This is a genomic window from Halorhodospira neutriphila (assembly GCF_016584055.1).
Classification (GTDB): domain Bacteria; phylum Pseudomonadota; class Gammaproteobacteria; order Nitrococcales; family Halorhodospiraceae; genus Halorhodospira; species Halorhodospira neutriphila.
In genome coordinates, this window is record NZ_NRSH01000002.1 from 1 (window position 1) to 15,404 (window position 15,404).

The window sequence follows — 15,404 nt, forward strand, 5'->3', positions numbered from 1 at the left end:
GCGGATCGGCCGCCCCTGCGCTAGCGGCCGCGGCGGCGGCTCGACGGCGACGGCCTGCGGCGCCGCCGCCGCGATCTCCCCCAGGCGGGCGCGCACCGTCGCCGGCTCGAGCCACGCCGGCGGCCTCTTGTGGCCCAGCCACGCCTCGGCGCTCGCCCCGTCCCGGCCGTGCAGCAGCCAGGCCAGGGCGCTGTCGGCGGCCTGGGTGGCCACCCCCCAGCTGGCGAAGCAGGCCTGCTCGGCGCGGGTCAGCGCCACGTAGAGCAGCCGCACCGCCTCCGCCTTGTGCTCGCGGACCGCGCGGGCCGGGCCGTCGGCGGCGGCGCCGTAGTCGAGCCAGGCGTCGCCGTCGCCGTCGTGGAAGACGTAGGGCGGCTGGGCCGGGCTGCCGAGGGTACCGAGGAAGGGGGCGAAGGGCACGAGGACGATGGGGTACTGCAGCCCCTTGACGCGGTGGACGGTGGTGATGCGCACCAGCGCCTCGTCGGACTCGAGGCGCAGCTGCTCGGCCTCGCCCGCCTCGGCCCCGCCGCCCTCGTCGATCGCCCCCTGGAGGTGGCGGATCAACCCGTCGAGGCCGAAGGTCTCCGCCTCGGCCTCCTGGAGCAGCTCGGCGAGCTGGAGGTAGTTGGTCAGCCGGCGCTCGCCGTCCTCGAGGCCGAGCAGCCGGGGGGCGGCCGCCTGCACGGCCCCCTCGAGCAGGGCGAGGACCCCCGCGGCCCGCCAGCGCTCATGGGCGCGCTGGTAGCGCTCGAGCACCGCCTGCCAGGCGGCCTCGTCCTCGCCGAGGGCGATGAGGTCGCCGAGCCGGTAGCCCTCCAGGGCCGTGGCCAGGGCGGCGCGGACCGCCGGCTCGTCGGCGGGCGCGGCGGCGGCCTGGAGCAGGCGCAGGACATCCTGCGCCTCGGCGCTGGCGTAGACGCTGTCCTGGTGGAGGCAGACGGCGGGCACGCCGCGGCGGCTCAGCGCCGCCTGGACCCGGCTCGCCTGGCTGTTGGTGTTGACCAGCACGGCGATATCCGCCGGCGCCACCGGCCGCTCCGCAGCCTCCCCCTCCCCCCTCTGGCGGCGCAGCACCGCCGAGCCGTCGAGCAGGTGCTGGATCTGCGCCACCGCCGCCTCGAGGAGGCGCTCCTCGGCCTCCCCCTTGCCTAGCGCCGCGCCGTCCTCCCCCTCGAGGGGCCAGAGGGTCAGCGCCGGCCAGGGCTGCGCGGCGCCGCCGTCCGCCGGGCGGCGCAGGAGCGCGGCATCGCCGGCCGGGCGGCCGGCGCGCACCGGGTGCAGCTCGATGCCCGGGATCAGGAAGGCCTCCCGGCCGCCGGCGGCGAAGACGGCCTCCACGGCCCGGAGCAGCTCCGGGGTGGCGCGGAAGTTGGTCCCCAGGTGGTAGCGGCCGTGGGCGGCCGCGGCGGCCTTGAGGTAGGCGAAGACGTCGCCGCCGCGAAAGCCGTAGATCGCCTGCTTGGGGTCGCCGATCATCAGCAGCCCGCCGCCCTCGCGCCCGGCGTAGATGCGCCGGAGGATCTCGTACTGCAGCGGGTCGGTGTCCTGGAACTCGTCGACCAGCGCCCAGGGCCAGGTCTCGTGGAGCGAGGCGGCCAGGTGCTCGCCGTCGGGCTCGGCGGTGATGGCCGCGTGGAGGCCCTCGATCAGGTCGGCGAAGCTGAACTGCCGGCGCTCGCGCTTGCGCGCCAGGGCCTCGGCGCGGACCCGCGCCAGCGCCTCGCGGATGGCCGCCAGGCGCCCCAGCGGCTGCAGCTCGGCCAGCGCCTGGACCAGCGCCAGCTCCTGGGGCCGGCACCACTGCTGGGCCGGCGCCTTCTTGAGGTGGCGGCGCGCGCCCGCGTCGCTGGCCAGGTCGGCGATCCAGCCGGGCAGCGCCGCGTGGCCCGCGGCGGTCCCGGCGAGGCCGTCGGCCAGGGCGCCGAGCAGGCCGGCCATGCCGCCGTGGCGGCGGCGGTCCTGGTCGAGCCCCTCGCCCTTGAGCAGCGCCCCCTCGGCCTCGGCGGCGAGGAGCAGGCGCTCGAGCTCGGCGCCCTCCTCCCGCCAGAGCGCCCGGGCGCGCTCGGCCCGCTCGGCGATATCCCCCGCCGGCGGGCCGGCGAGCCCGGCGTGGGGCTTGGCCAGCACCGGCCGGAGGGTCTCGTGCAGGGCACCGGGGCTGTCCCAGAGCTGGCGGAAGGCCTCGGCCTGGGCGGCGGGCTGGCCGATGACCTGGCTGCGCCAGTAGTCGGCGGCCGCCTCCCGGAAGAGCGGCTCGTCGTCGGCCTGCTCGCCGCGGTCGAAGGGCAGGCCGCCGTCGAAGGCGTTCTCGGCCGCCGCCTGCTGGGCGAAGCCGTGGATGGTGGTGATGGTCGCCTCGTCCATGCGCGCGGCGGCGTCGCGCAGGCGCTCGGCGAGCTGCGCCGGGCCCTCCGGCGAGGCCTCGAAGAGGGCCACGGCCGTGCGCTCCTCGGGGCGCTGGCAGGCCGGCCACGCCTGGGGCTCGGCGGCCAGGCGGGCCGCCTCCACCAGGCGGGTGCGGATGCGCTCGCGCAGCTCCTGGGTGGCGGCCCGGGTGAAGGTCATCACCAGGATCTGGTGGACGGCCAGGCGCCGCTCGACGAGCAGGCGCAGGTAGAGCCCGGCGAGGCTGAAGGTCTTGCCGGTGCCCGCGCTGGCCTCGATGAGCCGCAGGCCGTCGAGGGGCATGGACTCGATCGCGAAGGGCTCGCTCACGCCGCCTCCTCCGCCCGCAGGTGGGCCACCAGCGGCCCGCAGACCGCCTCGGCGATGCGGCAGAAGTCGCTCGTCGCCGGGTCCTCGCCCAGGTAGGCCGGCGGCGGCGCCGCCAGCCGGAAGTACGGGTCGGCCCGCCACTCCCAGGCCGGCCGCCACGTGTTGCTGAGGTAGCCGTTGCGGCTGCGCAGGGCCGCCGCCGCGTCCTTGGGCCGGCGGCTGGCGGCGGGGTCCTGGTCCACCTGGTAGTCCACGCCGAGGCTGGGCAGGAAGGGCAGCGGCCGGCGCTGCGCCTCGCGGTAGACGCCGACGAGGGCGTCGAGCCACGCCGCGGCGTCCGCCGCCGGGACCTCGGCCCGGCGCTGCTCCAGCGCGCCCTCCCGGTCGACGCCGGCGCAGCGCAGCCGCCCGCCGCCGCGCGCGGCGACCACGGCGAGGTAGTCGACCCAGTCGCGCAGCAGGCGCCGGCCGTGGAGGCGGCCGGGGTGGACCCGGCACAGCCCCGGCTCGCCGACGTCGCCGAGGCGCCCGATCAGCCGCGCGCCGCTGGGCAGGCGGCAGTCGATGGCCAGCGGCCCGGCGGCGGCGATCTCCGGCTGCCACGCCTGCCAGAGCGGCAGCAGCGGGCGGAGCTGCTCGAGCAGCCCCTGGTACGCCCCCTGGTCCAGCGGCGGCGGCGGCAGGACCCCGCGGGCCTGCAGGAGCGGGTCCGGCTGCGCCGGCGGCTCGGCCTGCGGCTCGCGCAGCGCCTCGAGCAGCTCGGCGCGCAGGCCGTAGCCGGCCAGCCCGTCGAGGCTGAGCGGCTCCTCGTCGGCCGGCGCGTCGGCGGCGCCCTCCAGCTCCAGGCCCAGCCGCTCGCGGAAGAACCACCGCGCCGGCGCCTCCAGGACCCGCTGCAGCGCCGCCAGCTCCACCGCCGGCTCGGCCTCCGGCTCGCCGAGGGCGCTGCCGTCGAGGAAGGCCGGCGCCGCGGCGCGCTCGCCGCGCAGGGCCTGGGTCCCGGCGTGCCACTGGGCGTCGAAGGTGAGCACCCGCGGGGCGTCGCTGCGGAAGTGGCGCTCGCTGAACGGCTGCATGGGCTGGCGGACCACCACCCGGGCGGCGGCCTCGGCGCGGCTGACCTCGGGGAAGTGGAAGCGGTGCAGGAAGTCGAGGAGCTCGCCGACCACCGGCGAGGGCTCGAGGGCCTCGCCGGAGCGCACGTCCTGGCCCGTATAGCTGAGGTAGAGCCAGTCCCGGGCGGCCATGAGCGACTGCAGGAAGAGCAGCCGGTCGTCGTCCCGGGCGCTGCGGTCGCCGAGGCGCGGCGAGCGGCGCAGGATGTTGAAGGCGCGGTTGCGGTCCTGGCGCGGGAAGGCGCCGTCGTCCAAGCCGAGCAGCGCCACCATCCGGAACGGCAGCGCCCGCAGCGGCATCAGCCCGCAGAAGGTGATCCCGCCGCCGAGGAAGGGCTGGCGCTCGCCGCCGTCGTCGAGCTCGGCGCGGACGATCTCGCGCACCGCCTCCCAGCCCAGCGGCTCGTCGCCGAGGCTCTGCGCGGCGCCGCCGAGCACGCCGACGGCCTCGCGCACCGCGGCCAGCGCGGCCTGCTCGTCGCCGTCCTCCGGGTCGAGCTCGAACAGGGCCTCGAGCCAGCCGTTGAGCCGCTCCTGCCACTGCGCCGCCGGCACCGGCCGCTCCATGGCGTCGCGCATCTCGCGCAGGCGCTCGACGAGGACGTAGAGCCGGCCGAGGTGCTCGGTGGCGCCGCCCTCCAGGTCCGACCACGGGGCGACGCCGTCGACGAGGGCCTGCTCGTCGGCCTGGGCGATGCCGGCGAGCAGCCGGTCGAGGCCGAAGGCCCAGGTGTGCTGCGACCAGTCGCCGGCGCCGAGGCGCCGGCGGGTCTCGGCGTCGAGCCCCCAGCGCACGCCGGCGGCCTGGGTCCAGGCGCGCAGCTCGGCCAGGGCCGCCTCGTCGAGGCCGTAGCGGCGCATCACCGCCGGCACCCCGGCGAGGGCGAGGACCTCGCTGGCGCTCCAGCGCGACAGGGGAAGATCGAGCAGCTGCGCGAAGGTCATCGCCAGCGGGTGGACGCTGCGGCGCGGCTGGTCGGAGACCGTGTACGGCAGCCGCTGCGCGGCGCCGCGGTCGCCGAAGACGCTGTGGATGGCCGGCGCGTAGCGGGCGACGTCGGGGAGCATGACCACGATCTCCCGCGGCTGCAGGGTCTCGTCGCGGCTCATGCGATCGAGGATCTGCTCGCGCAGGACCTGCACCTCGCGCAGCGGGCCGTGGCAGGCGTGGATCTCCAGCGAGGTGTCCCCCGCCGCCACGCCGGTCGCGGCGGGCCGGGCGTCCATGCGGATGATCCCCGACTGGACGCGGTGGAGGAGCGAGCCGTCGCCGGGCGGCTCGTAGGCGAGCGCCTCGCCGAGCTCCGGCTCCTGGATGGCGGAGAGCTCGTCGGCGTAGAGCACGCGCAGGAAGTCCCGCGCCGAGTGGCCGAGGCTGGCGAGCAGGGGGTGGCCCTCGGCGACGCCCGCCTCCCCCGGCGGGGCGCCGGCGGCCTCGGCGTCGTAGAGCCGGACGGGGCGGCGCTCGATATCCCCCCAGTAGACGTCGCTGGGGTTGGTGACCAGGTAGTGGACGTCGACGTCGCGGCCGATGCCGTAGAGCAGCCGCAGGTAGTCCGGCGGCAGGTTGACGAGGCCGAAGCAGTAGACGGCGGACGGCCAGTGGCTGCGCTCGAGGGGGCCGCCGGCCTCCACGGCCTCGAGGAGCTCGGTGAGCAGCCGCGCCCGGTGGCGGCGGCCGAGGCGCGCCACCAGCGCCCGCCAGACCGGCGCCTGCCACTCGTCGGGGCTGGCGGCGCGCTCCTCGCCGGCCTCCCAGGCGAAGAGCATATCGCGGCGGTAGATCAGGTACTGGTCGAAGACGTCGGCGAGCTGCTCGGCGAGCTGCAGCCGGCGCAGCTCCCGCGGCCGCTCGCTGAGGTACTGCGCCACGCGGGGCTGCTCGGCGCCGAGGCGCGGCAGCAGCGCGTAGAGGTGCCAGCGCAGGTTCTCGCGCTCGAAGGCCGAGCTGTCCGGCGTCCCCCCCTCCCCCTCGCCGCGGTCGACGGCTAGGCTGGTGCTGAGCAGCCACCAGATGAACTTCGCCGGCAGCGGCAGCGCCAGGTTGGCGGCCACGCCCTCGGCCTCGGCGAGCTGCATCTGCAGCCACCGCCCGACGCTGCGGTTGGGGACGAGGACCGTATCCGGGCGCAGGGGGTCGCCGGCCCGGCGCTCGCGCAGGGCCGCGAGCAGCTCGGCGAGGCGCGTCGGATCGTGGTGGTGGTAGAGGTAGAACATGGGCGGGGCGGTTCCTTGCCGGCGCACGCTCAGGCTAGCGGGCCGCGGCGCTCAGCGAAAGCCGGGCGGGGCCGTCCCACCCCCATCCCGCGTGACAGGAGGCACCCATGCCCGATACGCCCGTGGCCTTGATCACCGGCGCCGCCCGCGGCATCGGCCTCGGCATCGCCGAGCGCCTCGCCGCGGACGGCTGGCAGGTGATCGCCGCCGATCTCGCCGGCGCCGGCGCGGCCGCCGAGGCCCTCGGGCCGGGCGCCGCCGGCCTCGAGCTGGACGTCCGCGACGAGGCGCAGGCCCGGGCGGCCCTGGCCGGCATCGAGCGGGAGCGCGGCCGGCTCGACGCCCTGGTCAACAACGCCGGGGTCAGCGACCCGGCCTCCGGCCCGCTCGAGGCCCTCGAGCTGGCCGACTGGCACCGCTGGCTGGAGACCAACCTCACCGGCGCCTTCCTGCTGTGCAAGCACGCCCTGCCGCTGCTGCGCCGCCAGGGCGGCGCCGTCGTCAACATCGGCTCCACCCGGGCGCTGCAGTCCGAGCCGCACACCGAGGCCTACGCCGCGAGCAAGGGCGGCCTCGAGGCCTTCACCCACGCCCTGGCAGTCAGCGCCGGCCCCGAGGTGCGGGTCAACTGCATCCACCCCGGCTGGATCGACAGCCGCGGCGCGGCCGAGCGGCGCGCCGAGCCGCTCAGCGCCGCCGACCACGCCCAGCACCCCGCCGGGCGCGTCGGCACGCCGGCGGACGTCGCCGCCCTCGCCGCCTTCCTCCTCGGCCCTGAGGCAGGCTTCATCACCGGGCAGGCGTGGGCGGTGGACGGCGGCATGACGCGCCGGATGCTGTACACCGACTAGGAGGCCGCCCTCCGCCCGAGCCGGCGTACGCGGCCCTTGCGCCGCGGGCCGCTCCCGGCGGATCCTGGAGTGACATTCCGCAATCCGGTAACGCAGGAGTCCCGAGATGACCGCCCCCACCCAAGGCCCGCGCCTGCTCCACGGCCGCACCTACGACAGCGTCATCGAGACCACCTACAACACCCCGCTGGTGCGGCTGAACCGCCTCGCGCCGGCCGGGGCGACGGTGCTGATGAAGCTGGAGTTCTTCAACCCGCTGGCCAGCGTCAAGGACCGCATCGGCCGGGCGATGATCGAGGCGGCGGAGGAGGCGGGCACCATCGGCCCGGACACCCACATCATCGAGCCGACCAGCGGCAACACGGGCATCGCCCTGGCCTTCGTCTGCGCCGCCAAGGGGTACCGGCTCACCCTCACCATGCCGGAGTCGATGAGCCTGGAGCGGCGGGCGCTGCTGCGGGCCCTGGGGGCCGAGCTGGCCCTGACCCCCGCGGACCAGGCCATGAGGGGGGCGATCAGCAAGGCCGAGGAGCTGGTCGCCGCCGCCGGCAACGCCTGGATGCCGCAGCAGTTCGAGAACCCGGCCAACCCCGACGTCCACTACCGGAGCACCGGCCCCGAGATCTGGAACGACACCGAGGGCGGCGCCGACATGCTCGTCGCCGGCGTCGGCACCGGCGGGACGCTCACCGGGATCACCCGCTACTTCAAGGAGCGCAGGGATGACTTCCAGGCGATCGCCGTCGAGCCGGCGGCCTCGCCCGTGCTCACCGGCGGCAGCCCCGGCCCCCACAAGATCCAGGGCATCGGGGCCGGCTTCGTCCCCAAGAACCTCGACACCCAGCTCCTCGACGGCGTGGAGCAGGTGGACAACGAGACCGCCTTCGAGTGGGCCCGGCGCCTCGGCCAGGAGGAGGGGATCCTCGGCGGCATCTCCAGCGGGGCGAACGTCTGCGCCGCCTGCCGCCTGGCGGAGCGCCCGGAGAGCCGCGGCAAGACCATCGTCACCGTGGCCTCGAGCTTCGGCGAGCGCTACCTCTCGACGCCGATGTTCGACGGGCTGCGGGACTGAGCCGGGAGCCCTAGCCCAGCCGGCTGCCCGGTCAGCAGGTACAGCCCGAGCGCCAGCAGGGCGGCCTGGCCGAAGAGGCGGGTGTAGCCGCGGAACGGGATGGTCCCCGCCTGGCGCAGGTAGACCGAGAAGAGCGCCCAGGCGCCGCCGCTGAGCAGGCCGAGGCCGTAGGCGGGCAGCGGCGTCTCGGCGCCGCCGCCGTCGCCGGCGACCAGCGGGGCCACGCCGGCGAAGGCGATCGCCATGCCGAGCAGCACCCGCAGCCGCACGCCGCGCCCGGCGAGCCAGTTCGCCCCCACGACGAAGACCACCGGCCAGAGGTAGGTGACCAGCGCGATCCGGGCCGGATCGCCCCAGGCCAGGGCGGCGAAGTAGCAGTAGAGCGCCGCGACGAGGCCCCCCACCCCGCCGATCCAGTAGGCCAGGCTCGAGTCGTGCCAGGGACCTCGGGGCTCGCGCGCCAGAACCGCTGAGATCCGGGCCACGCCAGCGGCGGCGGCCAGCGCCACGACGGCTGTCATCATCGCCGGCAGATCAGTTAGTTGGCGCATAAGCGGCAGGCTCCCCCAGAGACTGACTGTAAAAACGCCTGCCACAAGCCCCGAAAGCACTGCACGATCGAGCAACTCCACGCCTCCCTTAGTTCGTCGTAAGCCTTTTGCTGCCAACGTTGTGCAATGCGTAATATAGGGATCGACAAGCGATTCTTGAAACGAATCTTTACGATCAACCCATCACGGAATCCGATCGCCATGGAGCAGCGCCCGCTCGACCTGACCCTGCTGCGGACCTTCGTGACGGTGGTGGACAGCGGCGGCTTCACCGCCGCCGGCGACGCCCTGCACCTCGCCCAATCGACGGTCAGCGCCCACCTCGCCCGCCTCGAGGAGGCGGTCGGCCAGCAGCTGCTACGCCGCGACCGGCGCCGCCTCGCCACGACGACCAAGGGGGAGCGGCTCCTCGTCCACGCCCGGCGCATGCTGCGCCAGAACGCCCTGGCCTGGCAGGAGCTGCAGGAGGAGCGGCTGGCGGGGAAGGTCCGCCTAGGGGTGCCCGACGACTACGTGGGGTTCCTGCCCGAGAGCCTGAGCGAGTTCGAGGGCCGCTACCCGGGCATCGAGCTGGAGGTCACCTGCGGGCTGAGCGTGGACCTGGTCGAGCGGGTCCAGGCCGGGCAGCTCGACCTGGCCGTGGTCACCCGGCAGCCGAAGAGCCCGGGCGGGGAGGCGCTGCGCCGCGAGCCCCTGGTCTGGGTGGGCGCCGCCGATCACGCCGCCGAGGAGCGCGACCCGCTGCCCCTCGCCCTCTCGCGGGCGGGCATCTGCGTCTTCCGGGAGCGGGCGCTCGCCGCCCTGGAGGCCACGGGGCAGCAGTGGCGCATCGCCTACACCAGCACCAGCCTCTCGGGGCTGCAGGCGGCGGTGCGCGCGGGGCTGGCGATCACCGTGCTCACCCCGTCGATGCTCGAGCCGGGGCTGCGCACCCTCGGCACGGAGCAGGGCCTGCCGGAGCTGCCCGGCGTGGAGCTGGCCCTGCACCGCAGCCCCGGGCGGCCCAGCGAGCCGGCCCGGCAGCTGTTCGCCACGCTCCAGGAGCGCCTGGGGAATATCAGCGCCTCTTAGGCTAGCGTGGCGGCCACCTTAAGGCGGAGGGGGAGCGCGGCGCCGTACGGCGCGGCCTCGCCTTCTTGCGGCGTCCCCACCGGTCCCAGACGGCCTGCGGGTAGCGCTCCTTCGCGGGCACGTAGTAGAGGGTGAGCACCGCCGGGCGGCGGCCGGTCTCGGCGCCGGGTAGCGGGGCATCGCGCCACTCGTTGTCCCAGTGGACGTGGACGAAGTCCTCCGGGGCGCCGTCGGCGGGCGGCAGGGCCGTCGCTGCCGGGGCGGGGGCGTCGGCGGCGGGATAGGGCCTGGCGACAATCCGCAGGCGCCGGCCGAGGTAGATCAGCTCCACGGGCTTCCCCGTCTCCAGGACCCAATCGATGACGGCGTAGATATTACCGCGCAGCCTTGATGCCGAGATAAAACGGTCCAACCCCCCTCCTTACCCGCGGTTACTGCCCACGAGGAAGCCCTCATCAGCGCCGCGAGGCGCCTATATCCCCTAGCTCAACCGCTGTTATTGTGCACTGCGCAACACCGGGGCGCAAACAGGGCCTCGCCGCTACAGGCCGGGCGCCTTCGCCGGGGTCGCCGGCGTGCGCGCCCTACCGCCGCTGGGGGTGGATCCAGGTGAAGGCGAGGCCGCGGCGCGGGACGGCGTCGGTGTCCTTGATGGCCCAGGCGACGTGGCGGCGGCGGATGGCGCCCTCGCCCTCGCTGCAGGCGACGAGCAGCGACTTGTGGGCGAGCGTGTTGACCAGCCGGGGCACGCCGTCGGCGGCGTAGGCGAGCAGCCGCACGGCGTGGGGGCTGAACAGCCCCGGCCCCTGGTAGCCGGCGACCTGCAGGCGGTAGTGGAGGTAGTCCGGCACCATCGAGCGCGGCAGCGGGTCGAGGCGGTGGGCGACCGTGCAGCGCTGCTGGAGCTGGCGCAGGTGCGGCTGCGCGAGGCGCTCGTCGAGCTCCGGCTGGCCGATGAGCACCACCTGCAGGAGCTTGTCCCGCTCGGTCTCGAGGTTGGTGAGCAGACGGATCATCTCCAGGCTCTCGTCGGGGATGACCTGCGCCTCGTCGATGAGCAGCACCGCCCGGCGCCCCGAGGCCGCCACCGCGTAGAGGCGCTCGTAGAGCCCCATGAGCAGCTCGTGGGCGTTGCCGCAGTCCTCCTCGGCCACGCCCAGCTCGTGGGCCACGACCTGGCGCAGGGCCTCGGCGTCGAGGGTCGGGTTGGGGATGGTCGCCGTCAGCCAGCCGGCGCTGAGCTCGTCGAGGAGCATGCGGCAGAGCAGCGTCTTCCCCGTGCCCACCTCGCCGGTCAGGCGGATGAAGCCCTCGCCGCTGGCGAGCGCCGCGCCCATGACCTCGAGGGCCTGGCGGTGGCCGCCGCGGGCGTAGAAGAACTCGGGGGTGGGGGTGAGCTGGAAGGGGTACTCCTGAAGACCGAAGTGCTCCAGATACATAGGGGCTGTCTCAACAGAGTCCGGTGATGGAGCGCAGGATGCGCCCGCGGCCGGCGGCTTTCAAGCGATGCCTAGCCGCAGCAGCAGGGCGGCGCCGCCGCCGGCGATCATCGCCGCGGCCGCCAGCGCCACCTGCCACGCCATGCGCCCGCCGGCGATGACGACCACCATCAGCGACTTGACCACCGTGTTCGTCATGGCCGCGATCACCATCCCCCGCACCGCCACCTCCGAGGACAGGCCGCGCTCGGTCATGCGCGCCAGCGACAGGGTGATGGCGTCGACGTCGGCCACCCCGGAGAGGAGCGCCAGCAGGTAGAGCCCCCGGTCCCCGAGCCAGCGCCCCGCCAGCTCGCTGAGCACGCCGATGACGGCCAGGGCGGCGGCGAACTGCAGGGCCACCTTGAGCTGGAAGGGCCGCGTCCCCTCGATGCCGGCGGGCCGGTCCGGGGCCCGGCGCGGGCGCAGCAGGACCGCGCCTGCCACGCCGAAGCCGACGAGCGCCATCGTGCCGAGCACCGGGGCCGCCGCGGCCAGGAGGCCGGGGCTGACCAGCGCCACCTCCACGAGCATGCGCAGGAACATCGTCGACGCGGCCACGGCCACGCCGATGGCGAGCCAGGGGTGGAGGGCCGCGTGCTCCCGGCCGATGCGCGCGAAGCTCAGCGTCAGCGCCGTCGAGGAGGCCAGGCCGCCGGCCAGCCCGGTGAAGAGCAGCCCCCGGCGCTCGCCGGCGACCCGGATGGCGAAGTGGCCGACGAAGGAGATCGCCGTGATCAGCACCACCAGCCACCAGAGGGCGTAGGGGTTCAGGGCGCCGCCGGGCCCGTAGCCCACGTCCGGGAGCAGCGGCAGGACCACCACGGAGATCAGCCCGAGCTGGAGGGCGGCGATGAGCTCCTGGCGGTCCAGCCGGCGCAGCCAGGCGTGGAGCTCCGGCTTGAGCCCGAGGAGGGTGGCGGTGATCACCGCGCCCGCCGCTGCCGGGGCCGGATGGCCGGCGACGGCGGCGGCGCCGAGGGCGAAGGTCGCCAGGGAGGCCACCTCGCTGGTGATGCCGTAGTCCTCGGTCCGCCAGGACGACTTGAAGTGGGCGACGATGAGGGTCGCGGCCAGCCCGGCGAAGCCGAGGCCGAGCATCACGCCGCCGTAGGCGTCGGCCAGCAGGGCGCAGAGGCCGCCGAGCAGGCCGATGAGCCCGAAGGTGCGCAGCCCCGCCACCCGCTGCCCCTCGGGGGCGTCGCGGTCGTGCCAGCCCCGCTCGAGGCCGATGAGCAGCCCCACGGCGAGGGCCACGCCGAGGGTGCCGAAGACGCGCCAGGGGATCTCGTCCATGGCCCCGGGGAGCGGCTCAGCGCACCACGCGGTTGCGGCCCGCCCGCCGCCGGCCGCAGTAGACAGCGCCCCGCAGGGCGCTGGGGAGCTCCGCCAGCCACCTCGGCTCCAGCTCCTCGGGCGGATCCGATTCCGACGTAGCGCTCACCTTCGATTCCCCCTGGAAAACGGCTCAGCAACCCGGAATGGTAATCGGCCACCCTGGAGTACGCGAGCCTTTTTCCCTAATCTGCAAAGGGTTAATCGCTTAGGTCAACGACCTGCCATGGCTCGATCCAAGCTCTTCCTGAAGGCCTTCTCGACCATCGTTGTCGCTGTACTGGTCTTCACGGCCGCCAGCTACCTCTCCTTCGTCCCCTGGGTCCGCGACACAGTGCAGCAGCAGGAGGAGCGCACCGGACAGCTGGTACTCGACAACATCCACGAGCTGCTCCGCAACGCCCACCACCACCTCGAGGCGTGGCGGCAGTCAGCCATGGCGGCGCGGCGCCGGGAGCTTCGCCACATCATCCAGGTCGCCGAGGGGGCGATCCAAGAGATCGAGCGGGAGAGCGAAGCCCAGGGGCTCTCGGAAGCGGCTACCACTGAGCGGATCCTCGAGGCCGTGCGCAAGCTCACCTACGGCCGTAACGATTATGTGTTCATCGCTGACTACGAGCACCGGCTCATCTCCCACCCCGACCCTCAGCTCCACGGCGTGGACTTCTCCAACGTCAAGGGGCCGCGGGGGAACCTGATCGTTCCGCCCATGGTCGAGGGCGCGCGGGAGCACGGTGAGGGCTTCCACACCTACTGGTGGAACCGGCTCGGCGAGGATGAGCCGGCGCAGAAGCTCACCTACTACAAGCACCTTCCCGAGCGCGACTGGGTCATCGGGACGGGGGTCTACATCGACGATGTCGAGGAGGCCGTCGAGACGCGCAAGGCCGCGATCACCCAGCGGCTACGCCGCCACCTCCACAACACCCGCATCGCCGAGACCGGCTACCTCTACGTCTTCGACGCAGACCTGAACATGATCATCCACCCCAACCCGAATATCGAGGGCACCAACTTCAGTGAGATGGAGAACCGGGTAACCGGACAGCCCATCGGCAAGGACCTGATCGCCGCAGCGCGCAGCGAGAGCGGCCAACTCAGCTACAAGTGGGATCGGCCGAACGACCCCGGCCACTACGTCTACGACAAGATCGCCTGGGTCCGCCACCTAGAGGGTTTCGACTGGTATATCGCCTCCTCGGTCTACCTCAGTGAGCTGCGCGATACCGCCGACGCCTTGACCCTGCGAATCCTCTCCGTGGCCGGGGTGGCGCTACTCAGCGCCCTGCTCGGCGCCTACCTCTTCCTACGCCGGCTGACGGTGCCGATCTCGCGGCTGGCGGAGACGGCCTCGCGGGCCGGCCAGGGGGACCTGACAGCGAAGACGGAGATCCGCCGCAACGACGAGATCGGCGTCCTGGCACAGACCTTCAACGCCACTATCGACCGGCTTCGAGACCAGATCGAGCACATGGACAGCCGGGTTAAGGAGCGTACCGCCGAGCTGAGCCGCTCGGTGCAGGACCTGGAGCGGCGCAACCGCCAGAGCGCCGCGATCAACCGAATGGGAGAGCTTCTCCACTCCTGCCGCAACGAGGCCGAGATCTTCACCGTCGTCGTCCAGACGGGCCGGGCGCTCTTCCCCGAGGATGCCGGCCGGGTCTATAGGGTTGTCGAAGGCGGCCTGCGGCTGGTCGGCGAGTGGGGACCGAAGGCGCCTGTCGAGGCGATGGCGGACCCGCAGGCGTGCTGGGCGCTCCGCCGGGGACAGACCCACCGCGATGGGCCCGACTGCAGCGAGACCCTCTGCCCTCACTGCTGCGAGCCGGGCATGAGCAGCCTGTGCATCCCCTTGCTGGCCGAAGACGGGGGCACCGGGATCCTCAAGCTCAATCCCGCCGCCGTCGGGGAGGACCTGGAGCAGACCCTAAGCGAGCGGGAATCTCTCGGAACCACCGTGGCTAAGCAGGCCGCCCTCTCCGTGACCAACCTGCGTCTGCAGGAGCGCCTGCGCCAACAGTCGATTCAGGACCCCCTGACCGGCCTGCTCAACCGACGCCGCCTCGAGGAGGACCTCGACCGGGAGCTGGCCCGGGCTGAGCGCCACGGCCTACAGATCGGGGTGATCATGCTCGACATCGACTGCTTCAAGCGCCTCAACGACACCTACGGCCACGAGAGCGGCGACGCGGCTCTCCGAGAGCTCGGGCAGCTGCTCGGCAGCGCCCTGCGCGGTGCCGATACCGCCTACCGCTACGGCGGCGAGGAGTTCACCCTGCTGGCCCCCGAGACCGATGAGCGGGGACTACGGGCCCTCGCCGAGCGGATCCGCGCCGAGACTGAGGCGCATATCAGCTCCACCCTAGGGCTATCGGCACCGGTAACCGTCTCCCTCGGGATCGCCGTGTACCCGCACCACGGCCAAGACGCGACTGCCTTGGTCAAGGCCGCTGACGAGGCCCTCTACACCGCCAAGAGCAGCGGCCGCAACCGCATCGCCGTCGCTGGTGAGGTCACGGCCCCCTAGGCCGGAAAGCGCCGCCTCCCACGACGTTGAGCCGCACGGGCTTGGCACGGACGTCGCCGCCCTCGCTGAGGCCGTGCAGTCCCGTGACGCCCTGCCACCGCCTCTCGATCCCTTGCGGCCTGCGGCGTCCCGCCGGTTGCCCGCAGCGCCGATAAGGGGCAGCGTAGGAAGGATCCTATTAGAGTAACCACTAAAGTAACCACCGCTTTAAGTAACCACCACGGGAGGCCACCATGAGCGACCACGTCTACAAGCACGTCGAGCTGACCGGCACCTCGCCCAACGGCGTCGAGGAGGCCGTCAACAACGCCATCCGCCGCGCCGGGGAGAGCCTGCGCAACCTGCGCTGGTTCCAGGTCATCGACACGCGGGGGCACATCGAGAGCGGCCAGGTCACCCACTGGCAGGTCACCATCAAGGTCGGGTTCACCCTCGAGGAGTAGTCAGGGGGGGAGCTCCCAGGGAGGGG

The 15,404-nt window shown here is 73.9% G+C and carries 12 protein-coding genes; 5 read left to right on the plus strand and 7 right to left on the minus strand.

All coding sequences use genetic code 11. The annotated features are described in order from the left end of the window. On the minus strand, window positions 1–2,718 hold a 2,718-nt coding region (locus tag CKO13_RS00310; protein ID WP_200255698.1), incomplete at its 3' end, for a UvrD-helicase domain-containing protein. Continuing rightward, window positions 2,715–6,050, minus strand: coding sequence for an exodeoxyribonuclease V subunit gamma (gene recC / locus CKO13_RS00315; protein ID WP_200255699.1), 3,336 nt, complete (start codon window positions 6,048–6,050; stop codon window positions 2,715–2,717). The genes CKO13_RS00310 and recC, both read right to left, overlap by 4 nt. A 107-nt stretch (window positions 6,051–6,157) precedes the next feature. Here recC and CKO13_RS00320 point away from each other — a divergent pair, with 107 nt between their 5' ends. Together CKO13_RS00320 and cysK are read left to right on the plus strand one after the other, a co-directional pair. After that, the gene (locus tag CKO13_RS00320; RefSeq protein ID WP_200255700.1) at window positions 6,158–6,901 is read left to right on the plus strand and encodes an SDR family oxidoreductase; all 744 of its coding nucleotides are present in this window, start codon (window positions 6,158–6,160) and stop codon (window positions 6,899–6,901) included. 106 nt (window positions 6,902–7,007) lie between these two features. Next, the gene (cysK, locus tag CKO13_RS00325) at window positions 7,008–7,973 is read left to right on the plus strand and encodes a cysteine synthase A (RefSeq protein WP_200255701.1); all 966 of its coding nucleotides are present in this window, start codon (window positions 7,008–7,010) and stop codon (window positions 7,971–7,973) included. Here cysK and CKO13_RS00330 read toward each other — a convergent pair. Next, window positions 7,934–8,524, minus strand: coding sequence for an EamA family transporter (locus CKO13_RS00330; protein ID WP_200255702.1), 591 nt, complete (start codon window positions 8,522–8,524; stop codon window positions 7,934–7,936). The genes cysK and CKO13_RS00330 overlap by 40 nt on opposite strands. 201 nt (window positions 8,525–8,725) lie before the next feature. Between CKO13_RS00330 and CKO13_RS00335 the strand changes: the two genes are divergently transcribed. Further along, on the plus strand, window positions 8,726–9,595 hold the full coding sequence (locus CKO13_RS00335; protein WP_200255703.1) for a LysR substrate-binding domain-containing protein: 870 nt from the start codon (window positions 8,726–8,728) through the stop codon (window positions 9,593–9,595). A 1-nt stretch (window position 9,596) separates the two neighbouring features. On the opposite strand, the gene CKO13_RS00340 is transcribed toward CKO13_RS00335, so the two are convergent. From CKO13_RS00340 to CKO13_RS12875, 4 genes are all read right to left on the minus strand, one after another. Further along, window positions 9,597–10,007 (minus strand): hypothetical protein, encoded by a 411-nt coding sequence (locus CKO13_RS00340; RefSeq protein ID WP_200255704.1) that lies wholly within the window; start codon window positions 10,005–10,007, stop codon window positions 9,597–9,599. A gap of 172 nt (window positions 10,008–10,179) precedes the next feature. Next, the gene (locus CKO13_RS00345; RefSeq protein WP_200255705.1) at window positions 10,180–11,034 is read right to left on the minus strand and encodes an ExeA family protein; all 855 of its coding nucleotides are present in this window, start codon (window positions 11,032–11,034) and stop codon (window positions 10,180–10,182) included. A 60-nt stretch (window positions 11,035–11,094) separates the two neighbouring features. After that, a complete protein-coding gene (locus CKO13_RS00350) occupies window positions 11,095–12,369 on the minus strand; it encodes an MgtC/SapB family protein (RefSeq protein ID WP_200255706.1) in 1,275 nt (424 codons plus the stop codon). A gap of 16 nt (window positions 12,370–12,385) precedes the next feature. Beyond that, entirely contained in the window at window positions 12,386–12,517 is a 132-nt protein-coding gene (locus CKO13_RS12875; protein ID WP_274600635.1) for a hypothetical protein, read from the minus strand. A 117-nt stretch (window positions 12,518–12,634) separates the two neighbouring features. Between CKO13_RS12875 and CKO13_RS00355 the strand changes: the two genes are divergently transcribed. Together CKO13_RS00355 and CKO13_RS00360 are read left to right on the plus strand one after the other, a co-directional pair. Then, on the plus strand, window positions 12,635–14,935 hold the full coding sequence (locus tag CKO13_RS00355) for a cache domain-containing protein (RefSeq protein ID WP_200255707.1): 2,301 nt from the start codon (window positions 12,635–12,637) through the stop codon (window positions 14,933–14,935). Window positions 14,936–15,168: 233 nt separating this feature from the next. After that, the gene (locus CKO13_RS00360; RefSeq protein ID WP_200255708.1) at window positions 15,169–15,378 is read left to right on the plus strand and encodes a dodecin; all 210 of its coding nucleotides are present in this window, start codon (window positions 15,169–15,171) and stop codon (window positions 15,376–15,378) included. Window positions 15,379–15,404: the final 26 nt, after the last annotated feature.